This is a genomic window from Pseudomonas sp. USHLN015 (genome assembly GCF_037153275.1).
In the GTDB taxonomy this organism is placed as follows: domain Bacteria; phylum Pseudomonadota; class Gammaproteobacteria; order Pseudomonadales; family Pseudomonadaceae; genus Metapseudomonas; species Metapseudomonas tohonis.
On the sequence record NZ_JBBCKP010000001.1, the window covers coordinates 583,261 to 607,591 of the forward strand.

18 protein-coding genes are annotated in these 24,331 nt (G+C 68.7%); 8 read left to right on the plus strand and 10 right to left on the minus strand.

Translation table 11 applies throughout. The features are described from left to right. Positions 1–2 precede the first annotated feature (2 nt). Positions 3–1,541, minus strand: coding sequence for a sensor domain-containing diguanylate cyclase (locus WFQ67_RS02770; RefSeq protein ID WP_337056112.1), 1,539 nt, complete (start codon positions 1,539–1,541; stop codon positions 3–5). A gap of 105 nt (positions 1,542–1,646) precedes the next feature. Here WFQ67_RS02770 and pdxY point away from each other — a divergent pair, with 105 nt between their 5' ends. The 4 genes from pdxY to WFQ67_RS02790 all read left to right on the plus strand — a co-directional run bounded on the left by pdxY (position 1,647) and on the right by WFQ67_RS02790 (position 5,103). Beyond that, positions 1,647–2,516, plus strand: a complete 870-nt coding sequence (gene pdxY, locus WFQ67_RS02775) for a pyridoxal kinase PdxY (protein WP_337056113.1) — start codon at positions 1,647–1,649, stop codon at positions 2,514–2,516. Positions 2,517–2,634: 118 nt separating this feature from the next. Continuing rightward, the gene (locus WFQ67_RS02780; RefSeq protein WP_337056114.1) at positions 2,635–3,018 is read left to right on the plus strand and encodes a DUF2946 domain-containing protein; all 384 of its coding nucleotides are present in this window, start codon (positions 2,635–2,637) and stop codon (positions 3,016–3,018) included. A 121-nt stretch (positions 3,019–3,139) separates the two neighbouring features. Then, positions 3,140–4,519: a PepSY-associated TM helix domain-containing protein gene (locus tag WFQ67_RS02785; protein WP_337056115.1), complete on the plus strand. Its 1,380-nt coding sequence runs from the start codon at positions 3,140–3,142 to the stop codon at positions 4,517–4,519. Positions 4,520–4,590: 71 nt separating this feature from the next. Beyond that, positions 4,591–5,103, plus strand: coding sequence for a copper chaperone PCu(A)C (locus tag WFQ67_RS02790; RefSeq protein ID WP_213627360.1), 513 nt, complete (start codon positions 4,591–4,593; stop codon positions 5,101–5,103). A gap of 15 nt (positions 5,104–5,118) precedes the next feature. Here WFQ67_RS02790 and ybaL read toward each other — a convergent pair whose 3' ends face one another. The 4 genes from ybaL to WFQ67_RS02810 form a co-directional block, all read right to left on the minus strand. Continuing rightward, positions 5,119–6,810, minus strand: coding sequence for a YbaL family putative K(+) efflux transporter (ybaL, locus tag WFQ67_RS02795; RefSeq protein WP_213627359.1), 1,692 nt, complete (start codon positions 6,808–6,810; stop codon positions 5,119–5,121). Positions 6,811–6,979: 169 nt separating this feature from the next. Next, a complete protein-coding gene (locus tag WFQ67_RS02800) occupies positions 6,980–7,489 on the minus strand; it encodes an acyl-CoA thioesterase (RefSeq protein WP_213627358.1) in 510 nt (169 codons plus the stop codon). Between the two features lie 268 nt (positions 7,490–7,757). Further along, complete coding sequence (locus tag WFQ67_RS02805) at positions 7,758–9,125, minus strand: glutamine synthetase family protein (RefSeq protein ID WP_213627357.1); 1,368 nt, start codon at positions 9,123–9,125, stop codon at positions 7,758–7,760. Positions 9,126–9,139: 14 nt separating this feature from the next. Then, entirely contained in the window at positions 9,140–10,531 is a 1,392-nt protein-coding gene (locus WFQ67_RS02810) for an aspartate aminotransferase family protein (RefSeq protein ID WP_337056116.1), read from the minus strand. Between the two features lie 282 nt (positions 10,532–10,813). On the opposite strand from WFQ67_RS02810, the gene WFQ67_RS02815 reads away from it, so the two are divergent. Both WFQ67_RS02815 and WFQ67_RS02820 read left to right on the plus strand, forming a co-directional pair. After that, positions 10,814–11,479: a GntR family transcriptional regulator gene (locus WFQ67_RS02815; RefSeq protein WP_213627355.1), complete on the plus strand. Its 666-nt coding sequence runs from the start codon at positions 10,814–10,816 to the stop codon at positions 11,477–11,479. Between the two features lie 215 nt (positions 11,480–11,694). Next, positions 11,695–13,458, plus strand: a complete 1,764-nt coding sequence (locus WFQ67_RS02820) for a cation:proton antiporter (protein ID WP_337056117.1) — start codon at positions 11,695–11,697, stop codon at positions 13,456–13,458. Positions 13,459–13,473: 15 nt separating this feature from the next. Here WFQ67_RS02820 and WFQ67_RS02825 read toward each other — a convergent pair whose 3' ends face one another. After that, positions 13,474–13,881 (minus strand): SMI1/KNR4 family protein, encoded by a 408-nt coding sequence (locus tag WFQ67_RS02825; protein WP_111259185.1) that lies wholly within the window; start codon positions 13,879–13,881, stop codon positions 13,474–13,476. Positions 13,882–14,017: 136 nt separating this feature from the next. Between WFQ67_RS02825 and WFQ67_RS02830 the strand changes: the two genes are divergently transcribed. Beyond that, positions 14,018–14,476, plus strand: coding sequence for a GNAT family N-acetyltransferase (locus tag WFQ67_RS02830; protein WP_337056118.1), 459 nt, complete (start codon positions 14,018–14,020; stop codon positions 14,474–14,476). Positions 14,477–14,714: 238 nt separating this feature from the next. Here WFQ67_RS02830 and WFQ67_RS02835 read toward each other — a convergent pair whose 3' ends face one another. From WFQ67_RS02835 to uvrD, 3 genes are all read right to left on the minus strand, one after another. Further along, on the minus strand, positions 14,715–15,557 hold the full coding sequence (locus WFQ67_RS02835; RefSeq protein ID WP_213627352.1) for a Tim44 domain-containing protein: 843 nt from the start codon (positions 15,555–15,557) through the stop codon (positions 14,715–14,717). Positions 15,558–15,781: 224 nt separating this feature from the next. Beyond that, positions 15,782–17,569: a hypothetical protein gene (locus WFQ67_RS02840; protein WP_213627351.1), complete on the minus strand. Its 1,788-nt coding sequence runs from the start codon at positions 17,567–17,569 to the stop codon at positions 15,782–15,784. 109 nt (positions 17,570–17,678) lie between these two features. Beyond that, positions 17,679–19,862 (minus strand): DNA helicase II, encoded by a 2,184-nt coding sequence (gene uvrD, locus WFQ67_RS02845; protein WP_173178163.1) that lies wholly within the window; start codon positions 19,860–19,862, stop codon positions 17,679–17,681. A gap of 199 nt (positions 19,863–20,061) precedes the next feature. Between uvrD and WFQ67_RS02850 the strand changes: the two genes are divergently transcribed. After that, positions 20,062–22,947 (plus strand): EAL domain-containing protein, encoded by a 2,886-nt coding sequence (locus WFQ67_RS02850; RefSeq protein ID WP_213627350.1) that lies wholly within the window; start codon positions 20,062–20,064, stop codon positions 22,945–22,947. On the opposite strand, the gene trhP is transcribed toward WFQ67_RS02850, so the two are convergent. Continuing rightward, entirely contained in the window at positions 22,916–24,274 is a 1,359-nt protein-coding gene (gene trhP / locus WFQ67_RS02855; protein ID WP_213627349.1) for a prephenate-dependent tRNA uridine(34) hydroxylase TrhP, read from the minus strand. The two genes, WFQ67_RS02850 and trhP, sit on opposite strands and share 32 nt — an antisense overlap. Between the last annotated feature and the right edge of the window lie 57 nt (positions 24,275–24,331).

Consider the following 24,331-nt stretch of genomic DNA (forward strand, 5'->3'; position numbering starts at 1 on the left):
TTTCAGCGGGCCAGTTCGACACGGTTGCGACCGTATTGCTTGGCGCGATAGAGGGCCGCGTCGGCGGCCGCCTGCACGTGCAGGAGATCGCCGTTCGGCGGGCTGCCGGCCAGGCCGATGCTGACGCTGACGCTCAGGGCGGTGCCGCTGGCGTCGATGCGCAGGTGCTCGACCGCTTCGCGCAGGCGATCGAGGAAGGCGCGGGCGGCCTCGAGGGTCGTGTCGGGCAGCAGGAAGACGAACTCCTCGCCGCCGAAGCGCGCGAACAGGTCGGTGCTGCGTGCCTCGCGCTGGCACAGCTGGCTGAACGCGCAGAGCACCAGGTCGCCGCTGGCGTGGCCGTGGGTGTCGTTGATGCGCTTGAAGTGGTCGAGGTCGAGCATCGCCAGGCACAGGGGCTGTTCCTGGCGCCGCGCGCGTTGCAGTTCCTGTTCGGCGCGGGCCTGGAAGGCGCGGCGGTTGAGGGCGCCGGTCAGCGGATCGGTGGTGGCCTGCAGGCGCAACTGCTCCTCCAGGGCCTTGCGGTGGCTGACGTCGCGCACCTCCATGAGCTGCTGGCCGCTGCCGTCGAGGTTGGTGACCGCCAGCTCGGCCGGGAAGGTCGAGCCATCACGGCGCAGCGCGAGCGCGTCGGCGGGGGCGCCGTCCCCACGGGCGAGCAACTGGCCGATGCGCGCCCGCTCGGCCTCGACGAACAACTGCTCGGGCGCCTGCCGCTGCAGTGCTTCGCGCGGTTGGTCGAAGAGCGCCTCGAGCGTCGGGTTGCTATCGTGGATGCGCCCGTCCTGCAGCACCAGGACGCCGGCGCTGGTCACCCCCATCAGCCGTTCGAAACGCTGCGCGCTGGCCTCGGCGTGGCGGGCGTTGCGCTGGCTGTCGAGAAGGATGCGGCGCATGGTCATCAGCGCCAGGCCGAGCAGCGCGATGACCCAGAGCGGAATGCCGAAGTTGTAGGGCAACAGGTAGGCCATGGAGCGGGTCACGTCGGCGTGCTCGACGGCATTGAGCCAGTCGTGCACGGCGATGGCGCCCCGCAGCAACGTGACCAGCGCATAGCCGAGCAGGACGGTGCCGACGCAGCGGCAGACACTGCGCAGCTCCGGCTCCCGCGGGTAGCGCAGCAGGGCGTTGGCGGCCTGCAGCGGCAGGAGGCCGCCGATGCCGGCGTACAGCGCGATGAGCAATTCGCTGTTCAGCGGCGCCACCCACCAGTGCCAGCTGTTGGCGGCGGCCATCAACCCGGCGCTGACCGGTACCGTCCACCAGGGCAGCGGGCGGCCGAGGAAGCGGAACACCCCGAGCATCAGCACCGCCTCGCCCGCCAGCTGCGTTGCGTTGCCGAGCACGTTCAGCGGGCGGTTGCCGGTGGCGACGAAGACGAAGAAGGCGAGGATGCCGAAAATCAGCAGCCAGGCCCCGGCCATCCACAGGCCCGGGCCGCGGTAGGGCCGCGAGAAGTACCACAGGCCGGTGCAGGCGACGGCGCTGCCGAGCATCAGGTTGAGGCCCAGCAGCATCGGCGAAAAATACAGGGATTCCATGGTGGCTCTTGCGGCGGAGGATGGGAGAATCTTGCCATCATGGTAGTGAGCCTGTCGCCGTAAGCCAGGCCCGTCCTCCCACCCGTCGAGCCCAGGGTCCACCCAATGTCGCGAACGCCCCATCTCCTCAGCATCCAGTCCCATGTGGTCTTCGGCCACGCCGGCAACCGCGCGGCGGTGTTTCCCGTCGAGCGTCTCGGGGTCAATGTCTGGCCGCTGAACACCGTGCAGTTCTCCAACCACACCCAGTACGGGCAGTGGACGGGCGAGGTGCTGCCGCCCAACCAGGTGCCGACGCTGGTGGAAGGCATCGCCGCCATCGGCGAACTGGGCAATTGCGACGCGGTGCTCTCGGGCTACCTCGGCAGCGCGGCCCAGGGGCGCGAGATCCTCGAGGTGGTGGCGCGCATCAAGCGGGCCAATCCGCGTGCCCTGTACCTCTGCGACCCGGTGATGGGCCACCCGGAGAAAGGCTGCATCGTGGCGCCGGAAGTCAGCACCTTCCTCCTCGAGGAAGCCGCCGCCGTGGCCGACCTGCTGTGCCCCAACCAGCTGGAGCTGAACAGCTTCGCCGACCGCCGCCCCACCTCGCTGGAGGATTGCGTGGGCATGGCCCGGGCGCTGCTTGCGCGCGGGCCGAAGGCCGTGCTGGTCAAGCACCTGGACTACCCGGGCCGCGCCGCCAAGGACTTCGAGATGCTGCTGGCCAGCGCCGAGGGCACCTGGCTCCTGCGCCGCCCGCTGCTGGCCTTCCCGCGTCAGCCGGTGGGCGTGGGCGACCTCACCTCCGGGGTGTTCCTGGCGCGCCTGCTGCTGGGCGACGACCTGCTCGGCGCCTTCGAATTCAGCGCCGCCGCCGTGCACGAGGTGCTGCTGGAGACCCAGGCGTGCGGCAGCTACGAGCTGGAACTGGTACGCGCCCAGGACCGCATCGCCCATCCCCGGGTGAAGTTCGAGGCACGGCGCCTGGGTTGAGCGGGACTTTGCCGCCGCCCACTGCGGCCATCTGACTCAGCCGCTATGCTTCAACCCGTGGCGGCGTGCGGCTAGCATGGCGCCCGCTCTTCACCCCCTCGATTCCGGGACGGCAGCAGTGGCTCGACACACGACAATCCGCAGCGGCGCCTGGCTTGGCCTTCTGGCCATGCTGCTGGTGTTCGCCGGTCCGTTGCTGTCCCAGGCCCGTGCCATGGACCACCAGGGCGTGCCGGCCTGGATGGGCGAGCTGGCCTGCTCCGCCGAGCACGGCGCCCCGCAGAAGGCGCCGGGCCAGCCGGACCACGAGGCGGCCTGGGCCAAGTGCGGCTACTGCACCCTGCTGCTCAATTGCCCGGCGCTGAGTTCCGCACCGCTGGTGGCCTCCGCCCTGGCGGACCTCGCCCGGGCACCTCGCCTGGCCCCGGTCGACTCGGGCCATGCCGGCTCGGCGATCTTCCCCGGCTCACGTTCCCGCGCGCCGCCCGTCTCCCTCGCCTGATCCACGCACCGCGCCATCCTTGCCGCCTTCCCTGGGCGCGTCGGCTGGCGCCAAGCCTCCGCCGCGCCAGCCACGTCGCTGCGCGCGAACCCAGAGAGGCGCTTTCTAGGCGAGCACGACCATGAGCAAACCTGCTGTCTCGTTCTACAACCTGGCCTGGCGCTGGCATTTCTATGCCGGCCTCTTCGTCATCCCCTTCATGATCCTGTTGTCGGTCACCGGCAGCATCTACCTGTTCAAGCCGCAGCTCGACGCGCTGATGTACGCCGACCTGCTGCGGGTGCAGCCGGGCCACCACGCGCTGGACGCCGACGCCCAGCTGCAGCGGGTGCGCGAGGCTTATCCACAGGCCAGCGTCAGCCAGTACCTGCCGCCGGTGGATGCCGGGCACAGTGCCCAGTTCGTCATCGCCGACGCCGGCCGCAACCTGAACCTGTTCCTCGACCCCTACAGCGGCAAGGTGCTGGGCACCCAGGACGCCTTCTGGAACCTGCAGGCGGCCACCCGCGCCCTGCACGGCGAGCTGATGATCGGCACAGTCGGCGACCGGCTGATCGAGCTGGCCGCCGGCTGGGGCATCGTCCTGGTGGTGTCGGGGCTCTACCTCTGGTGGCCGCGAGGGCGGTCCGGCGCCGGCGTGCTGTGGCCGCGCCTGTCCGCGCGCGGGCGCCTTTTCTGGCGCGACCTGCACGGCGTCACCGGCTTCTGGGGCAGCCTGCTGCTGCTGTTCATGCTGCTCACCGGCATGACCTGGACCGGTTTCTGGGGCGCGAGCTTCGCCGATGTGTGGAACCGCTTCCCCGCCGCCATGTGGAACGAGGTACCGAAGTCCGGCGAGCTGGCGCGCAGCCTCAACAGCGCCAGTGACCAGACCGTGCCCTGGGCGGTGGAGAACACGCCGCTGCCGGAGTCCGACGCCCATGCCGCCCACCGTGCCCACGCCGGGCACGATCGGGCAGCGGCAACCGATACGCCGAGCATCCCGCTGCAGCAGGTGGTCGACACCGCCCGCGAGCGCGGTGTGGTGCCGGGCTACGGGATCACCCTGCCGACCACGCCCACGGGTGTGTTCAGCATCGCCGTGTTCGCCGACGACCCGCGCAACGACGCGACCTTGCACCTGGACCGCTACAGCGGCAAGGTGCTGGCCGATGTGCGCTGGCGGGACTACGGGCTCGTCGCCCGGAGCGTGGAGACCGGCGTGATGCTGCACGAGGGCCGTCTCTTCGGCCTGGCCAACCAGCTGCTGATGTTCGCCGTGTGCCTGATGATCCTGCTCAGCGCGGTCAGCGGCCTGGTGCTCTGGTGGAAGCGCCGGCCCAGCGGCCGCCTCGGCGTGCCGCCGCTGCCCCATGGCCTGCCGCTGTGGCGTGGCGCGGTGGTGATCATGCTGGTGCTGGGCGTGGCCTTCCCCCTGGTGGGCCTGTCCCTGGTGCTGGTCTGGGCCCTGGACCGGCTGGTGCTGTCGCGCTTCGGCGGCGGCAGGGTGATGGCGGGTTGATCCCGCCACGGGTTTTCATCGGCGCTCGCATGGCGGGCGCCCAATCTGCTTATCGATTGATGGAGTTGAACATGCGCAAGACACTGCTGACCCTGATCGCCCTGCTGGGCTTCGTCCCCTTCGCCCAGGCCCATGAATACGAGCTGGGCAAGCTGCACATCGAGCACCCCTGGGCCCTGGAAGTGCCGCCGGTCTCGCCCAACGGCGCGGCCTACCTGGTGGTGCACAACGGCGGCGACACGCCGGACCGCCTGCTGGGCGCCGACACCCCGCGCGCGAACAAGGCCGAGATCCACGAGCACGCCCACGTCAACGGCATGATGAAGATGCAGCAGGTGCAGGGCGGCCTGGCCATCCCCGCCGGTGGCGAGGTGCGCCTGGAGCAGGGCGGCTACCACCTGATGCTGTTCGGCCTGAAGCAGCCGCTGAAGGATGGCGAGCGCTTCCCGCTCACCCTGCACTTCGAGAAGGCCGGCGACCTGCAGGTGGAGATCGCCGTGCAGAAGGAAGCGCCCGCCAAGGCCGACGGGCAGATGCAGCACATGGAGCACATGGACCACGGCGCGCACCAGCACGCCGAGTGACGGCTCGCGCCGTCGTCAGGCCGCGACCGGTGCGTCCGGGGTGGCCTGGTCGGCGGCGACGCGATCGATCATGGCGCGGGCGATCTCGCGCTCGCCCATGATCACCAGGTCCGCGCCGTTCTGTTCCAGATGCTCCACCTCGGCGTCGAAGTGGGCGCGGGCGATGATGGTCAGCTGCGGGTTCACCGCGCGGGCCTGCTGGGCGATCTGCCCGGCCTCGAAACCATTGGGGATCGCCAGCAGCAGCCAGCGCGCCCGCGCCAGCTGCGCCAGCTCCAGCACCTCGGGTCGCGCCGCGTTGCCCAGTACCGCGCTGATGCCCGCCTCACGCAATTCATCCAGCCCCGCGCGGCTGTCCTCGATCACCACCAGCGGCGTGCCGGCCTCGCGCAGGCGCAGGGCGATCTTGCGGCCGACGCGGCCATAGCCGATGAGGATGGCGTGGTCGTGTTCCTCGATCGCCGGCGGCACGTCCTCGACTGCTGCCTGCTCCGGCAGCAGCTCCGCCGCCTTGCGGTCCTGGCGTGCCTGCCAGCGGCCGATGGCGATGAACAGCAGCGGGTTGACCAGGATCGAGAGGATGGCGCCGGCCAGCAACAGGTCGCGGCCGGTCTGCGGCATCAGCTCCAGGTCCAGCCCCAGGCCGATGAGGATGAAGCTGAACTCGCCGATCTGCGCCAGGCTGGCGGAGATGGTCAGGGCGGTGCTCTTGGGGTGGCCGAAGGCACGCACGATGACATAGGCCGCCACCGACTTGCCGAGCACGATCACAAGGAAGGTGGCCAGCACCGGCAGCGGCTCGCGGATCAGGATCAGCGGGTCGAAGAGCATGCCCACCGAGACGAAGAACAGCACCGCGAAGGCGTCGCGCAGGGGCAGGGTCTTCTCGGCGGCGTCATGGCTGAGCTCCGACTCGTTGAGCACCATGCCGGCGAAGAAGGCGCCCAGGGCGAAGGACACGTCGAAGAGGATGGCCGAGCCGTAGGCGATGCCCATGGCGATGGCCAGCACGGCGAGGGTGAACAGCTCCCGCGAGCCGGTGCCGGCGACCTTGGCCAGCACCCAGGGGATCAGGCGGCGGCCGACCACCAGCATCAGCACCACGAAGGCGGTGACCTTGCCCAGGGTCAGCAGCAGTTCGACGCCGAGGCTGATCTCGCCACCGCCATGGGCTTTGCCGCCGAGCATGCCCGAGAGCGCCGGCAGCAGGACCAGGGTCAGCACCATCACCAGGTCCTCGACTATCAGCCAGCCGACGGCGATGCGGCCGCGCTGGGTATCGAGCAGCTGGCGTTCCTCCAGGGCCCGCAGCAGCACCACGGTGCTCGCCACCGACAGCGCCAGGCCGAACACCAGCCCGCCGCCCAGCGACCAGCCGAGCCCCCAGGCCAGGCCCATGCCCAGCAGGGTGGCCACGGCGATCTGCACCACGGCGCCTGGGATGGCGATGTTCTTCACCGACATCAGGTCCTTGAGGGAGAAGTGCAGGCCGACGCCGAACATCAGCAGGATCACCCCCAGCTCGGCGATCTCCTGGGACAGCGCCTGGTCGGCGACGAAACCCGGGGTGAAGGGCCCCGCGAGAACGCCGGCCAGCAGGTAGCCCACCAGCGGCGAGATGCGCAGGCGGTTGGCCAGGCTGCCGAGCAGGAAGGCCAGCACCAGGCCGGCGGAGAGGGTCGCGATCAGCGGTGTGTGGTGGGGCATGCGGCGGCTCCTTGCACGCAGGGAACATCCAGGCCGCAACGATGCGCGCAACGCTGCGGAGGACGGTTCGAAGGTGGTTCACGGGGCCTGGCCCGTGGCGAACGCGGCTGCCGCCGCGTGCGTCAGGTTACCCGTTGGCTGACGGTGATTGTATGAAAAGTCCGTCAGATTATTTTTCAGGATGTAGCGACGGTTCGGTGCCGTTCTCGCGCAGCTCACGGTAGCGGCGCTCCATTTCCTGGCGGATCTGCCGGCGCTGCTGGCCCTGCAGGAAGCGCCGCTTTTCCTCGGCTGTCTCCGGCTGGCGCGGCGGCACGGGAGCCGCCTTGCGGTCGTCATCCAGCGCCACCATGGTGAAGAAGCAGCTGTTGGTGTGGCGTACCGAGCGCTCGCGGATGTTCTCGGTCACCACCTTGATGCCGATCTCCATGGACGTGGTGCCGGTGTAGTTCACCGAGGCGAGGAAGGTCACCAGCTCGCCCACGTGCACCGGCTCGCGGAACACCACCTGGTCCACCGATAGGGTCACCACGTAGCGCCCGGCATAGCGGCTGGCGCAGGCGTAGGCCACCTCGTCGAGGTACTTGAGCAGGGTGCCGCCGTGGACGTTGCCGGAGAAGTTGGCCATGTCCGGGGTCATGAGGACGGTCATCGTCAGTTGCGCGTTGCCGGGTTCCATGGAAGGGCTCTGTCTCGGGGCTGGGAAGTGAAACTGTAGACGCAGCGAGACAGGCACGGAGCACAGGGGCACCGCCTGTGGATAAACACCCAGCCGCACTCCGCCCCGTAGGATGGGTAGAGCCCCGCGAAACCCATGCTGCCCGCCCGACGCCGAAGTCATGCCGGTACTCGGAATTGATGGGTTTCGCTCCGCTCTACCCATCCTACGAGTTGCGGTTTGCGGCTGGTGGGGTTGTGGATAAGCAACTTGTCCACAACCCCACGCATCAGGCGTGGGTCAGGTACCAGCGCCAGTCCTGCTCGCCTACCTCGCTGACGAACTGGCGGAACTCTTCCCATTTGATGGCGAGGAAGATGTCGAGGAAGCCTTCGCCCAGGGCCTCCTTCGCCCAGGCCGAGCGCTCCAGGGTGCGCAGGGCGGTGAGCCAGTCGGTGGCGAGGGTCTCGCGGGCCTGTTCGTAACCGTTGCCGGTGATGGCTTCGCCCGGGTCGATCTGCTCGCGGATGCCTTTGTGGATGCCCGCCAGCATCGCGGCGGCGGCCAGGTAGGGGTTGGCGTCGGCGCCGCAGATGCGGTGCTCGACGTGCCGGCTCTGGGCCGGGCCGCCGGGGACGCGGAAGGACACGGTGCGGTTGTTCACCCCCCAGCTCTTGGCCAGCGGCGCGTAGCTGTTGGCCTGGAAGCGCCGGTAGGAGTTGGCGTTGGGGCAGAAGATCGCCAGGGCGTCGTCGAGGGTCGCCATCATCCCGCCGATGGCGTGGCGCAGCAGCGGGGTGCCGTGCGGGTCCTCGCTGGCCATCAGGTTGTTGCCCGCCTCGTCGGCCAGGCTGACGTGCAGGTGCATGCCGCTGCCGGCCAGGTCGCCGAAGGGCTTGGCCATGAAGCAGGCCACCAGGCCGTGCTTGTTGGCCACGCCCTTGACCAGGCGCTTGTAGCGCACGCCTTCGTCGATGGCCTGGAGCGCGTCGAAGCGGTGTTCCAGGGTCAGCTCCAGCTGGCCGGGGGCGTATTCGGAGATGGCGGTGCGCAGCGGCAGGCCCTGGGCCTCGCAGGCGGTGTAGAGGTCGTCGAGGAAGGGCTGCAGCTGCTCCAGTTCGTACACGCCGTAGACCTGCGGCGCCTGCGGGCGCACGCCATTGGCCTGCAGCGCCGGCTGCGGGCGGCCGTTGGCGTCGCGGGCCTTGTCCAGCAGGTAGAACTCCAGCTCCACCGCCATCACCGGGTGGTAGCCGTCGGCCTTGAGCCGGTCGATGGCGCGGGCCAGCACGTGGCGCGGGTCACCGGGCGTGGCGGGCAGGCCCTGGGTCGGGTGCATGCTCACCTGCACCTGGGCGGTGGGGCTGCTGCGCCAGGGTTGCAGGGCCAGCGAGCCGGGCACCGGGTAGGTCCAGCAGTCGGCGTCGGCCACTTCCCAGACCAGGCCACTGGCTTCCACGTCCTCGCCCTGGATGGTCAGCGAGAGGATGGAGCTGGGCAGCGGTCGGCCATTCTCGTAGATGGCCAGCAGCTCGTCGCGGTGCAGCAGCTTGCCGCGCGGGATGCCGTTGGCGTCGAACAGCATCAGTTCGATGCTGCGGACTTCGGGGTGGCGGTCGAGGAAGTCGCGGGCTTCCTGGGGATCGGCGAATCGCATGGATTTTCTCGCAGTCAGAGTCGGGCGCCGGGGATGGCCAGGAGCTCGCCCAGGGCCTGGTCGAGGGTGGTGATCAGGCGGTCGACATCGGCCTCGGTGGTGTCCGGGCAGCACAGGGTCATGTTGTGGAACGGGGTGATGAGGATGCCCCGGTTGATCAGGTAGAGGTGCAGGGCCATCTGCAGGCTGTCGTGGAAGGCCGCTTCGGCCTCGGCACCGGTGCGCGGCGAGGTGGCGCAGAACTGGAACTCGCAGCGGGCGCCCAGCTCGGTCACCGACCACGCCAGGTGGTGCTTGTGGATAAGTCCACGGAAGCCTTCGGCCAGGCGTGCCGCCAGGGGCAGCATGTGGTCATAGGCGGCCGGGGTCATCACCTGTTCCAGGTTGGCGCGCATGCAGTGCATGGCCAGGGCGTTGGCCGAGAGGGTGGTGCCCATGCCGCTGTGGCCGTGGCCGCCGGACTGTTCGCTGGCGTGCTTGCGGGCCAGCTTCATGGCCTGGGCCATCTCGGCGGTGCAGCCGTAGACGGAGCAGGGCACGCCGCCGGCGATGGGCTTGCCGAGGGTGATGAAATCCGGCTGCAGGTTCCAGGCGCGGGTGCAGCCGCCGGGGCCGGTGGAGATGGTGTGGGTCTCGTCGATGATCAGCAGGGTGCCGTAGCGGCGGGTCAGCTCGCGGAGCTTCTCCAGGTAGCCGGCATCGGGCAGGACCATGCCGATGTTGGTCATCGCCGGTTCGCAGAGCACGGCGGCGACATCGTTCTGCGCCAGGGCCTTTTCCAGCGCGTCGAGGTCGTTGAAGGGCACGGCGCGGCTGGTCTTGGCCAGGTTGCGCGCCTGGCCGATCAGGCCGCTGCGGTGCACGGTGCGGCCCTCGCGGTGGCGCACCATGACGTCGTCGACGGTGCCGTGGTAGCAGCCGTCGAACACCAGCAGCACCTTGCGCCCGGTGATGGCGCGCACCCAGCGGATGACGAAGCGGTTGGCGTCGGTGGCGGTGGTCGCCACCTGCCAGTAGGGCAGGCCGAAGCGCTCGGCCAGCAGTTCGCCGGCTACCACGGCGTCCTCGCCCGGGAGCATGGTGGTGAGCCCGCGCGCGCCCTGCTCGGCGATGGCACGGGCGATGGGCGCGGGGGAGTGGCCGAACATGCTGCCGGTGTCACCGAGGCAGAAGTCCACGTACTCGTGGCCGTCGACGTCGTGGAAGCGCGCGCCCTGGGCGCGCTCGACGAACAGCGGGCAGGGCGTCGACCAGTCGCTCATCCAGTGCATGGGCACGCCGCCGAACAGCGAGTGGCGGGCACGCTCGGCGAGCGCCAGGGATTTGGGGTTCTGGGCGATGAAACGGGCGCGCTCGGCGGCGGCGAAGGTTTCAACGGCGGATTCTGCAATGCCACTGGCGGTCATGTTTGAACACCTCGTTCGAATTTCCGCACATCCTGTTTTGTGATCACAGATATGTCAATAGCTGGACTGTTTCTGGCAAAAGCCTATGATCGAACTGCTTTTGTGATCACACTATCGGCAGGCCCGTCGGTCTTGTCCCCAGGCGGTCGCTGCGCTTGCAGCGCGCCGGGGCAGTTATCCACAGGCCCGGCCATCCGTCGACCCAGGAGATCCACCACCATGCGCAACTGCAGCCTGACCCTCGCCCAACTGCCGGCACCACCGGCCAGCCAGGAGTGACCCATGGCCGACAACCTGCAGGAACAGCTTTACCTACGACTACGTGAAGGCTTGCTGGCAGGGCGTTTCCAGCCCGGCGAGCGCCTCAAGATCCGCGACCTTGCCGCCGAATGGGGCACCAGCCCGATGCCGGTCCGTGCGGCGTTGCAGCGCCTGGTGGCCGAGGGTGCCCTGGAAGGCGAGCCGCAGCGCTCGCTGCGGGTGCCGATCATGACCCGCGAACGCTTCCAGCAGATCTTCCTGGTGCGCCTGTCCCTCGAAGGGCTGGCCGTGGAGACCGCCACGCCACGGCTCACCGGGGAGGACATCGAGCAGCTGCGACGCTGCGTCGAGAACATGGAGCGGGCCCTGGAGCGGCGCGACGTGCAGGGCTACCTGGACGACAACAGCCTGTTCCACATGACGCTCTACCGCGCCTGCGCCAACCCCACGCTGCTGCGCATGATCGAGTCGCTGTGGCTGCAGGTCGGCCCCTTCTTCAACCAGCTGTTCACCGAGGCCGACCTGTCCCTGCGCCTCAACGACTTCCACGAGGACGCCTTCGCGGCGCTGCTCGCCGGTGACGCCAAGGGGGCGCGGGTGGCGATCGAGCAGGACATGACCTATTTCGGCAACTTCCTGATGAACCTGCTGGAGCTGGAGACCGCCCACGCCAGGAGCGGGGGCTGAAAGGCGGCTGATGCGGCTGCTTCCCCTCGCGGCCCGGCAAAGCTGTTTCGGTTTGTTTCGCCGAAAATGACGGTGCGGTGCCCGGTGTTACTCTGCCGAAAGTTCTGACTAGGAACTTCCCTATTTCATACAGGGGCTCCCAAGGAGCCAAGCGAGCAACCCCGGGCGCGGCACTGTGTCCTGCGCACTGACCAGCAAGAAGGAGCCGGTGCGCCATGCATGCCATAAGTTTCATCCAGGACATGGCCGTGATCATGCTGGTGGCCGGCCTGGTCACCATCCTCTGCCACCGCTTCAAGCAGCCGGTCGTGCTGGGCTACATCATCGCCGGCTTCCTCATCGGCCCGCACACGCCGCCCTTCGCCCTGATCCACGAGGAAGAGACGATCAAGATCCTCGCCGAGCTGGGGGTGATCTTCCTGATGTTCTGCCTGGGCCTGGAGTTCAGCCTGCGCAAGCTGTTCAAGGTGGGGGCCACGGCCTTCATCGCCGCCTTCCTGGAAATCGTGCTGATGATCTGGATCGGCTACGAGATCGGCAGCTTCTTCGGCTGGAGCACCATGGATTCCCTGTTCCTGGGCGCCATCCTGGCCATTTCCTCGACCACCATCATCATCAAGGCGCTGAGCGACCTGAAGATGAAGAACGAGCGCTTCGCCCAACTGATCTTCGGCGTGCTTATAGTCGAGGACATCCTCGGCATCGGCATCATCGCGCTGCTTTCGGGCATCGCCCTGTCCGGCTCGGTGGAGACCGGCCAGGTGTTCGCCACGGTGGGCAAGCTCAGCCTGTTCATGGTCGTCGCGCTGGTCATCGGCATCCTGCTGGTGCCGCGCCTGCTGGCCTACGTGGCGAAGTTCGAGAGCAACGAGATGCTGCTGGTGACGGTGCTGGGGCTGTGCTTCGGCTTCTGCCTGCTGGTGGTGAAGCTGGAATACAGCATGGTGCTGGGCGCCTTCCTGATCGGCGCGATCATCGCCGAGTCGCGCCAGCTGGCGCAGATCGAGCGCCTGGTGGAGCCGGTGCGCGACATGTTCAGCGCCATCTTCTTCGTCGCCATCGGCCTGATGATCGACCCGGCGATCCTGCTGGAATACGCCTGGCCCATCGCGGTGATCACCGTCGCCGTGGTGCTGGGCAAGATGGTCTCCTGCGGCATCGGCGCGTTCATCGCCGGCAATGACGGGCGCACCTCGCTGCGCGTCGGCATGGGCCTTTCGCAGATCGGCGAGTTCTCCTTCATCATCGCCGCGCTGGGCATGACCCTGCAGGTCACCAGCGACTTCCTCTACCCGGTGGCGGTGGCGGTCTCGGCCATCACCACGCTGCTCACGCCCTACCTGATCCGCGCAGCCGATCCGCTGTCGCAGACGCTCGCCGGCATCGTCCCGGCGCGCATCGCGCGGGTATTCAACCTCTATGGCGACTGGCTGCGCAGCATCCAGCCCCAGGGGCAGGGCGCGGTGCTGGCGGGGATGATCCGCAAGATCCTCCTGCAGGTGGGGGTGAACATCGCGCTGGTGGTGGCGATCTTCCTTTCCGGCGCCTATTTCGCCGGCACCCTGGGCGAGTACCTGAGCGACTGGGTGGCCCAGCAGAACCTGCAGAAGGCCATGGTCTGGGGCGCCGCGCTACTGCTGTCGCTGCCCTTCCTGATCGCCGCGTACCGCAAGCTCAAGGCGCTGTCGATGCTGCTGGCGGAGATGGGCGTGACGCCGGAGAAGGCCGGGCGGCATACCGCGCGGGTGCGCAAGGTGATCGCCGAGGTGATCCCGGCGCTGTCGCTGGGGGTGATCATGCTGCTGCTCATGGCGCTGTCGGCGAGCATCCTGCCGACTCTGGAGCTGCTGCTGCTGATCGCGCTGCTGGCGGCCGGGGTCATCGCGTTGCTGTGGCGCTGGCTGATCCGCGTGCACTCGCGCATGCAGATCGCGCTGCTGGAGACCCTGGAGCAGAGCCGCGACCAGGGCCACCACTGAGGGGCGGGAGGGCGCTCAGCTCTCCAGCCAGACGTCGCGCGCCCAGTGCCAGACGGAGTCCCAGCTCTCATCGGTCATGTCGCCCTCTTCGCCGGACCAGAGCAGCACTTCGCCTTCCAGGTCGACCACGTAGTAGTCGCGGCCGTCCTGGCAGATCGGCACCAGGTCGCGGGGCACGCCCAGGTCCCAGGCCACCGAGGCCACTTCCGGCAGGTAGGTGTGGGACTGCGGGTCGGTGGCGGTCACCGGCTCCAGGCGGCCGTAGACCACATCGCTGACCTTGAGCAGGAACTCGCGCAGCTCGAAGGGCAGGTTGATCAGCAACTGCTCCTCGATCTCCACAAGCAGCTCGTCGTCCGGCAGCTCCAGCGGGACCGGTACGGGTTCGTTGAGTTCGCGCAGCTGTTCGATGACTTCTTCCACGGCGACAGGTCCTCGTGCATTGGGATGCGCTTTATACAGTAGCTGGCGCCCGGAAGAAAAAAACCGCGAGCGGACCGCTCGTCCGGTGGTGGTGCATTGCATACTGCCCCCTTCCCCTGACCACGACGGAGCCCGCATGCCGATCACCTGGACCTGCAGCCACCACAGCGAACTCGACAAACAGGCGCTCTACGACATCCTCGCCCTGCGCACCCAAGTGTTCGTCGTCGAGCAGAAGTGCCCCTACCTGGAGGTGGACGGCCTGGACCTGGTGGGCGACAGCTGCCACCTGATGGCACGCGATGGCGATGCGCTGGTGGCCTACCTGCGCCTGCTGGACCCGCAGCACAACCAGGGCGAGGTGGTGATCGGCCGCGTGGTGATCGCCGAGGCGGCGCGCGGCACCGGCCTGGGCCACCAGTTGATGGAGCGCGCCCTCGAGGATTGCCAGCGACGCTGGCCGGGCCTGCCGGTGTACCTCTCGGCCCAGGCGCACCTGCAGAACTACTACGGGCGCTACGGCTTCGTGCCGGTGACCGAGGTCTACCTGGAGGACGACATCCCCCATGTCGGCATGCGCAAGGCGGCGGTTTGATACCGGTGGATATCGCCCAGTAGGGGCGAATTAATTCGCCAAGGACCGCTAGCGGTCCCTGCTGCCGCCTGCCACGAACGCCGGGTTGCACCCGACCCACAGATTCCGGTCGCGGCCCACGCAGGGTGTGGTGGATGAAAGAGCGTCATCCACCCTCTCGTTCGGCTCAGAGGCTGAGCGAACACCACAAAAGAAAACCCCGGGCATGCCCGGGGTTTCTTCATTGCGCGAGGCGTGATCAGTTCTGGCGGATGCCCGCCACCAGCCAGGGCTGGTTGTCGCCGTTGGCACGCTCCATGCGCCAGCTTTCGCTGAACACTTCGCCCTGGTCGAAGCGCGAGGTCTTCGACACGCCGTTGAAGGTCAGGGTGGCGACGGTCTTGTCGGCCAGCTCGTCGATGCCGTCCAGCTGCACCTGCAGGTTGTCGATGTAGGTGGACTGGAAGCCGTCGCCCAGGCTGGCGCGCTCCTCCTTCAGGAAGCTGAGCATCTGCGGGGTGACGAACTCGGCGATCTTGTCCATCTCGGCCGCGTCCCAGTGCTGTTGCAGGGACATGAAGTGCTCGCGGCCGGCTTCGATGAAACGCTCTTCGTTGAACCAGCTCGGAGCGTTGAACGCGCGTTGTGCCACCGGGGCCGGGGCGGCGGCGCTGCCGAAGATCGGCGCCTGCTGCTGCGGCATCTCGCGCTGGAACGGCGCCCCGGCCATGGCGGGCTGGCCCTGCTGCTGGCGCTTGCGGGCGGCGATGAAGCGGAAGATGACGAAGGCGATCAGGGCGATGATCAGGAAGTCGAAGATCTGCATGCCCTGGAAGCCGTCGCCCATGAACATGGAGGCGAGCAGGCCACCGGCGGCGAGGCCGGCCAGCGGGCCGAGCCAGCGCGAGGCACCGCTGGCGGCAGCGGGCTGGCGACCGGGTGCGGTCGGGGTGGCGGCAGGGGTGTTGGGCTGCGCCTGGCGGGTCTGGTGGGTCGGCGCGGAGCCGAAGGTCTTGCCACCGCCCATACGCTTGGCGTTGGCATCCAGGCTGAGCGTCAGGCCGACGCAAAGGGCCAGGGCGATACTGAGGAATCGGCGCATCAGAGGCATCTCTTGGTTAGGGGTCCACGCGCGCCATGCTGCCCAGTCGCGCCTGCGATGGCTAGCGGCAGAATGTATCGGGATTTTTTACGGCTGCGCTGAGGGGCGTGTGCCGCCGGGGCCGGCGCACTTCCCGTGGGAGCGAATTCATTCGCGATGTTGCTGCCGGCCCCTGAAGGCCATCCGGCGAGCGCTTCGCGGCTGAAGCCGCTCCCACGGCCGAGCTAGCGGGCGGCGCAGCCCGGGCGGGCGCGCAGCTGGTGGTCGGTGCGCAGGCGGATGGCGCCCTTGGCGCCGGGCTGGTAGTCGAAGTTGCGGGCGAACCAGGCGGCGGATTGCTCCAGCGTCGCGTTGACCGGTGGCAGGGTGAATTCCCAGTAGGGGTCGTCCTCCCGCCGGCATCTGGCGTTCAGTACCAGGCCCGGCAGGGGCGAGTCGTCGGCGCGGTCGCTGCCGAAGGTTCGCTGGCCGAGGGTCAGGCGGTCTTTCTCGCTGTCGCCATAGGCGTAGAGCAGGGTCTCGCCGCGGATATCCAGCAGGTTCTCGCCGGTCTGCTCATGGGCGAAGGGCGCAAGGCGCACCAGCAGGCCCGGCTTGCGCAGGTAGACCCAGCCCGGGCGGCTGGAGTCGAAGGGGCTGGCGGGGTAGGGCAGCATGTCGAGGTAGCCCAGGCGCAGCTTGCCGTCGGCCTCGGTCGAGGCGCGCAGCAGTTCGTAGGCGCCGTCACCGCGGGTTTTCAACAGGGCCTCGCCTTGGCCGGTGGGCAGCACCTCGCGGATCGCCAGGGCCTCGGCATAGCCATTGCTGCTGGCGATGTAGCGGTTCACCACGTCGCCCTCGCGCAGCTGGTAGACGGTCTGTTCGATGGCCGCCCCCGTGCCGCCGGGACGATAGGCATAGCGCACCTCCTCCAGCGACCAGCGCGGACTCCCGACCAGCACGCGGGTGCGTGCCGGCAGTACGCAACGCTCCTGGCGCAGGGTGTCCGGCACGCCGGGCAGCGGCTCGCCCAGGCACAGGTCGTCGGTTGGCACCTGGCTGCTGGGGTAGGGCGCCTGGCCGGCATGCAGCGGAGGATTGGGGTTGATGGCCTGGCATTGCCCGGGGACCAGGTCGAGGGTATCGACGAAGTCGTCGGGCTCGGGGCTGGAGGCGTAGTCGAGGGTTTCCGGCGTGCGCGGCTGCGGACCGGCGTCCACCTCGCGCAGGGTCACGCCCCAACGTACCGGGTCGGGTCGCGGCAGTTGCTGGGTCGGGCGCAGGCGCAGGGCCGGTGCGGGCGTGGTGACCAGCTCCAGGTTGCGGTCGAACCAGGCGGGGCCATCCTGGAAGCGCAGGCGCCCGGGGGTGGAGCTGCCCAGCGCGGAATAGATCAGCGGATGGCTGAACTCCAGATCGGGCAGCACGAAGCAGGCAGGGTCCAACTCCAGGCGGGCGACTTCGCGGCCACGCTGCATGTCCACCGCGAGGAAGGCCGGCGGGCGCTTGTTCCAGCCCGGGTCGGCGAGCAGGGCCACCTCGCCGCGCACATCCAGCAGCGCGCCGGGGCCTGCATCGACGATGCGCAGCGGTTGCAGTTGCACCAGGTACAAGCGGTCCGCGCCGCCCACGCTCACCCAGCCTTTGCGGCGGGCGTCGTTGAACCAGTTGTAGGGGAGGTCGCGCAGCAACACCTCGGCCTGCGGCTTGCCGCCGTTCTTGCGGTACAGGCGGGCCAGTTCGAAGTCCTGGCCGCTGCCACGGTTGAAGAGGATCAGCACCTGGTCGGGGCCGTTGACGCGGGCGTCCCAGAGCGTCGGGTAGAGGGTCTCGCCGCCGGGTGCCAGCAGGCGCGAGAGGGCCTTCATCGACAGGGTTTCGCCGTCCAGGCGCAGGGAGGTCTCGGTGCGCTCGCGACGCTGACCGGTGTTCCAGTCGCGGTAGCTGTCGGTTTCGCGCTTCACCTCGAAGCCGGGGGCGGCCTCGATGCCGGTGGCGATGATCAGGCTGAGCAGCAGCAGGGGAAGGCGCACGTCCGTGTTTCCGCAAGAAGGAGGGGAGCGGCCATCCTGCCGTGGCTGTGGATAACTGCCAAGTGCGCGTTGTGCCGGGCTCCGCCATGGCAGCGGGGCCCGGGTTCGGTCAGAGGGCCTGGAGCTTGGCGTAGGCGAGCATCAGCCACTTGCTGCCTTCGCTTTCGAACTTCACCTGCACCCGCGCCTGGGCGCCGGAGCCCTCGAAGTTGAGGATGGTGCCTTCGCCGAACAGCGCGTGCTGCACGCGCTGGCCGAGGTTGAAGTCGGTCTGCGGGATCTCCGCGCCGGAGAACATCGAGCCGCCGCTGCGTGCACCGCCGGCCACCGGGCGGCTGATGCTGTTGCCAAGGCGCACTTCGCGGATCAGTTGCGGGGGGATCTCGCGGACGAAGCGCGAAACCTTGTTGTAGGTCTCGCTGCCATAGAGGCGGCGGGTTTCCGCGTAGGTCAGCACCAGGCGCTGCATGGCGCGGGTGACGCCGACGTAGGCCAGGCGGCGCTCCTCTTCCAGGCGGCCGGACTCCTCCAGGCTCATCTTGTGCGGGAACAGGCCTTCTTCCATGCCCACCAGGAACACCAGGGGGAACTCCAGGCCCTTGGCGCTGTGCAGGGTCATCAGCTGCACGCTGTCCTCGAAGGCATCGGCCTGGGTATCGCCGGCTTCCAGCGAGGCATGGCTGAGGAAGGCCTGCAGCGGGGTGAGTTCGACATCGTCCTCGCCGTTCTCGAAGGCGCGGGCGGCGCTGACCAGTTCCTCGAGGTTCTCCACCCGGGCCTGGCCTTTCTCGCCTTTCTCTTCCTTGTGGTAGGTGATCAGCCCGGTCTGCTCGATGACGGTCTGGGTCATCAGGTGCAGGGGCATCTCCATGACCTTGGCGGCGAGGTTCTCGATCAGCTCGATGAACACCGCCAGGGCGCCGGCGGCGCGGCCCGGCAGGCCCTTGTTGGCCAGAAGCAGGCGGATCGCCTCCCACATGGAGACGTCCTGGGCGCGGGCGAATTCGCGGATGCTTTCCACGGTCTTCTCGCCGATGCCCCGGGCGGGGACGTTGATCACCCGCTCCAGGGCGGCGTCGTTGCCACGACCGTCGAGCAGGCGCAGGTAGGCCATGGCGTTCTTGATCTCGGCGCGCTCGAAGAAGCGCTGGCCGCCATAGATGCGGTAGGGGATCTTCTCCCGCAGCAGCGCCTCCTCCAGCACCCGCGACTGGGCGTTGGAGCGGTAGAGGATGGCGATCTCGCTGCGCGCCATGCCGTCCTTCAGCGCGCTCTCGATGCTTTCCACCACGTAGCGGGCTTCGTCGTGCTCGTTGAAGGCGGCGTACAGGCCCAGCGGCTCGCCGTCCTCGCCTTCGGTCCACAGCTCCTTGCCCAGGCGCCCCTGGTTGTTGGCGATCAGGGCGTTGGCGGCCTTGAGGATGCCTGCGGTGGAGCGGTAGTTCTGCTCCAGGCGGATGGTCTCGGCGTCGGCGAAGTCGCTGGAGAACTGCTGGATGTTCTCGATGCGCGCGCCGCGCCAGCCGTAGATCGACTGATCGTCGTCACCCACCACCATGAGGCTGTCGCCGCCCTGGGCGAGCAGGCGCAGCCAGGCGTACTGCACGGCGTTGGTGTCCTGGAACTCGTCCACCAGGATGTGGCGGAAGCGCCGCTGGTAGTGGGCCAGCAGGCCGGGCTTGTCGCGCCACAGGTCGAGGGCGCGCAGCAGCAGTTCGGAGAAGTCGATGACCCCGGTGCGTGCGCAGGCGGCCTCGTAGGCTTCGTAGATCTTCAGCATGGTGCCGAGGAACAGGTCGCCCCCGGCCTGGATGTGCTGTGGGCGCAGGCCTTCGTCCTTCTGCCCGTTGATGAACCACTGCGCCTGGCGCGCCGGCCAGCGCTGCTCGTCCAGGCCCAGCTCGCGGATCACCCGCTTGACCAGGCGCTGCTGGTCGTCGCTGTCGAGGATCTGGAAGTTCTCGGCCAGGCCGGCTTCCTGCCAGTGCGCGCGCAGCAGGCGGTGGGCCAGGCCGTGGAAGGTGCCGACCCACATGCCCGCCGGGTTGATGCCCAGGAGCTGCTCGATGCGGTGGCGCATCTCGGCGGCGGCCTTGTTGGTGAAGGTCACCGACAGGATCGAGTGCGGCGAAGCCTGCTCCACCTGGATCAGCCAGGCGATGCGGTGCACCAGCACGCGGGTCTTGCCCGAGCCGGCACCGGCGAGGACCAGTTGACGCCCCAGCGAGGCGGCTACGGCCTGGCGTTGGGCATCGTTCAGGGAGTTCAGGAGGAGAGAGAGATCGTCATGCATCGCGGCATTCTATTGACCGGCCCAGGCGAGGGCAAACCGATGACCGCGTGGTCAGCCAGACGGTTCGCGAGCCGCGCCCGGAAGGCCCGCCGAAAGTTGGGCGGCGCATCCGTGAAACACGGCACATAAAGCTTTGGCGGCACGTTCCGCTCGGGTAAGCTCCGCCGACGCCTAGGCAACCATTACAAGAAAATCGCCTATGACCGCGACACCCAACGAAGCCCAGATCGACCTGCCCGGCGGCGACAGCCGCGCCCTCAGCCAGCACTTCGCAACGGACCTGGCCGTGGAGCGCACGCGCCTGCTCTACCAGGGCTCGCAAACCCCCACTCTATTCATGCTGCTCAACGGCCTGGCCTGCGCCTACCTGCTGTGGGAGCCCGCCAACGGTCTGCTGCTGGGCGGCTGGCTGGTGTGGCTGGTGCTGCTGGCGGTGCTGCGCCTGACCCAGGTGGCCGCCTTCAAGGCCGCGCTGCCCTCGCGCCAGGCCCAGCCCCAGTGGCACCGCACCTTCCTTCTCGGTGCCGCCGCCTCCGGCCTGACCCTGGCCTTCCCGGTGATCTTCCTGGTGCCGGGCGATGCCTTCCTGCAGCAGGCGCTGGTCTACGGCCTGATCGCCGCCGCCATCCTCTCCGCCAGCGTCGCCTATGCGGTGAGCCTGCAAGCCTTCCTCACCTTCGCCCTGCCGTGCCTGGTGCCCACCGTGTCCTGGCTGCTGGCCAGCGGCGAGCCGTTGCAGCGCGGCTGGGGCCTGCTCAGCCTGATCCTCCTGGCCGCGCTGATGGTGGTGGCCTGGCAGGTCAACCGCCTGGTGCAGCGCAGCCTGATCCAGCGTTTCCACAACCAGGCGCTGATCGACAACCTGGAGCACGCCAAGGTCCGCGCCGAGGGGCTCAACAGCGAGCTGGCGCGGGAAGTGGAGCAGCGCCGGCGCGCCGAGCGCGAGCTGCGCGCCGCCCACAACGACCTGGAGATCCGCGTCGCCCAGCGCACCCTGGAACTGGCCGACGCCAGCCACGCCCTGGCCAAGAGCGAGGCGCGCCTGGCCCTGGCCCTGGAGGCCAGCGAGCTGGGGCTGTGGGACTGGAACCTGGAGACCGACGAGGTGCACCACTCGCACCTGCGGGAGATCTTCGGCATCGAGATGGACGACGTCACCCGCGTGCTCAGCGACCTCAAGCCGCGCCTGCACCCGGACGACCTGCCGCTGCTGCGCCGGGCCCTGGTCGACCACCTCAAGGGCCGCAGCGACGGCTACGCCATCGACTACCGGGTGCGCCACGCCGACGGCCGCTGGCTCTGGGTCGAGGACCGCGGCCGCGTGGTGGAGCGTGACGAGCAGGGCAAGGTGCTGCGCATGCTCGGCACCCGCCGCGACGTCACCGAGCGCAAGCAGGCCGAGGAGCAGCAGCGCCTTTCGGCCATGGTCTTCGAGGCGGCCAGCGAGGGCATCGTCATCCTCGACCCGGAATACCGCCTGCTGGCGGTCAACCAGGCCTTCAGCGAAGTCACCGGCTACCGCCGCGACGAGGTGCTCGGCCGCACGGTGGTGGAAATCAACAGCACCCGCGAGAGCCGCCGCCAGTACCACCTGATCCGCCAGGAGCTGGAGCAGAGCGGCAGCTGGCAGGGCGAACTGGTGGACACCCGCAAGAACGGCGAGCTCTACCCGCAGTGGCTGCAGCTCAACGTGGTACGCGACGCCCGGGGCAACGCCAGCCACATCGTCGGCTTCTTCGCCGACCTCTCCGCACGCCGCGATGCCGAGGAGCGCCTGCGCTACCTGTCGCACTACGACGAACTCACCGGCCTGGCCAACCGCACCCTGTTCAAGGACCGCCTGCACGAGGCCAGCCAGCGCGCGCGCCAGAGCGGTCGCAGCCTGGCCCTGCTGCACATCGACCTGGATCGCTTCAAGGTACTCAACGACAGCCTCGGCCATGAAGTGGCCGACCAGCTGCTGCGGCAGATGAGCCGGCGCCTGGCCCAGGCCGCGCCCGAGGCGGACACCATAGCCCGGCTGTCCGGCGACGAATTCGCGGTGATCCTCGACGCCTACGGCAGCCTCTCCAGCCTGGCGCGCACCGCCAGCCGCCTGCTGACCAAGCTGCGCACGCCGATGACGGTGGGCGGCGAGGAACTGGTGGTCAGCGCATCCCTGGGCATCAGCCTGTTGCCGGACAACGCCCGCGAGATCTCCACCCTGATCAGCCAGGCCAACATGGCCATGCAGCACGCCAAGCACCTGGGCGGCAACACCTTCCAGTTCTTCACCGACAACCTCCAGGCCTGCACCCTCGAACGCCTGCAGATGGAGACCCAGCTGCGCAAGGCCATCGAGGAAGGCCAGCTGGAGGTCTTCTACCAGCCCAAGCTGTGCCTGGCCGACGACAGCCTCAACGCCGCCGAGGCGCTGGTGCGCTGGCGCCATCCGCAACTGGGGCTGGTGCCGCCGGGGGACTTCATCGGCCTGGCCGAGGAGACCGGGCTGATCGCGCCCATCGGCGAGTTCGTGCTGCGCCAGGCCTGCCTGCAAGCGCGCGAGTGGCAGCGCCAGGGGCTGGCGGACATCCGCGTCTCGGTGAACCTCTCCGGCCACCAGCTGCGCCAGGGCAACCTCACCAGCCTGGTGCGCCAGGTGCTCGACGAGACCGGCCTGTCGCCGCGGCTGCTGGAACTGGAGCTGACCGAGAGCCACCTGCTGGAGAACGTCGAGCACGTCATCGCCACCTTCCGCCAGCTGCGCGAGCTGGGGGTGAAGCTGGCGATCGACGACTTCGGCACCGGCTACTCGTCCCTGAGCTACCTCAAGCGCTTCCCGGTGGACTACGTGAAGATCGACCAGACCTTCATCCGCGACCTGTCCTCCGGGGGCGAGGACGCCGCCATCACCCGCGCCATCATCGCCATGGCCCACGGCCTGGAACTCAAGGTGGTGGCCGAGGGCGTGGAGACCCAGGCGCAGATGGACTTCCTCAAGACCCAGGGCTGCGACGAGATTCAGGGCTACCTGATCAGCCCGCCGGTGGAGGCGCCGGTGTTCGCCGCGCTGCTCAAGGAGCAGGCGACGGCGCTGTGGCGCTGACCGCCTCCGGCAGGTCGCGCAGCAGCAGGGCGTACTCCAGGTCGAGGTCGGCGGGCAGCGGGATGTAGAGCACGTGGCCGTCGCCGGGCGCGACATCGCGGCGCTCGCCGGCCTCGGTCTCCAGGCCATGGAGGATGAAGCCCAGGTTGCCCGACGGGGTCATCAGTTCCAGGCGATCACCCACCTCGAAGCGGTTCTTCACCCGCACTTGCGCCAGCTCGCCCCGGCGCACGCCGGTCAGCTCGCCGACGAACTGCTGGCGCGAGGGCCGCGAGCTGCCGTGCTCGTAGTTCTGGTAGTGGTCGTGGGTGTGGCGCCGCAGAAAGCCCTCGGTGTAGCCGCGGTTGGCCAGGGAGTCCAGGCGCTCCAGCAGGCGCGGCTCGAAGGGACGACCGGCGAGGGCGTCGTCGATGGCCTGGCGGTAGGCCTGGGCGGTACGCGCCACGTAGAAGTGCGACTTGGTGCGACCCTCGATCTTCAGCGAGTGCACGCCCATCTCCAGCAGGCGGCCCACGTGCTGCACGGCGCGCAGGTCCTTGGAGTTCATGATGTAGGTGCCGTGCTCGTCCTCGAAGGCGGGCATGTATTCGCCCGGGCGGCTGCCATCCTCCAGCAGGAACAGGCGTTCGCTGGGTGCGCCCTCGCCCAGGGTCGGCTGCGGCGTGCAGCGGTGCACCAGGTCGCCGAGCGAGTCCTCGCGGGCCTCGCCGGCCTTGTACTGCCAGCGGCAGGCATTGGTGCAGGTGCCCTGGTTGGGGTCGCGGTGGTTGATGTAGCCGGACAGCAGGCAGCGGCCGGAGTAGGCCATGCACAGCGCACCGTGGACGAACACCTCCAGCTCCATCTCCGGCACCTCGCGGCGGATCTCGCCGATCTCCTCCAGCGACAGCTCGCGGGACAGGATGACCCGGGTCAGCCCCTGGGCCTGCCAGAACCTCACGCTCGCCCAGTTCACCGTGTTGGCCTGCACCGAGAGATGCACCGGCACCTGCGGGAAGTGCTCGCGCACCAGCATGATCAGCCCCGGGTCGGACATGATCAGCGCGTCCGGCGCCATCGCCACCACCGGGGCCAGGTCCTTGAGGAAGGTCCTGAGCTTGGCGTTGTGCGGCGCGATGTTCACCACCACGTAGAAGCGCTTGCCCTGGGCGTGGGCCTCGGCGATGCCTGCGGCCAGGGTCGCGTGGTCGAACTCGTTGTTGCGCACGCGCAGGCTGTAGCGCGGCTGCCCGGCGTACACGGCATCGGCGCCGTAGGCGAAGGCATGGCGCATGGCCTTGAGGGTGCCGGCGGGGCAGAGCAGTTCGGGGGCTTGGCGGCTGGACATGGGCGAGGCTCGTTGCGCGAAAAACCGCCGATTCTAGGCAAGCCGCGCGGCGCGGGT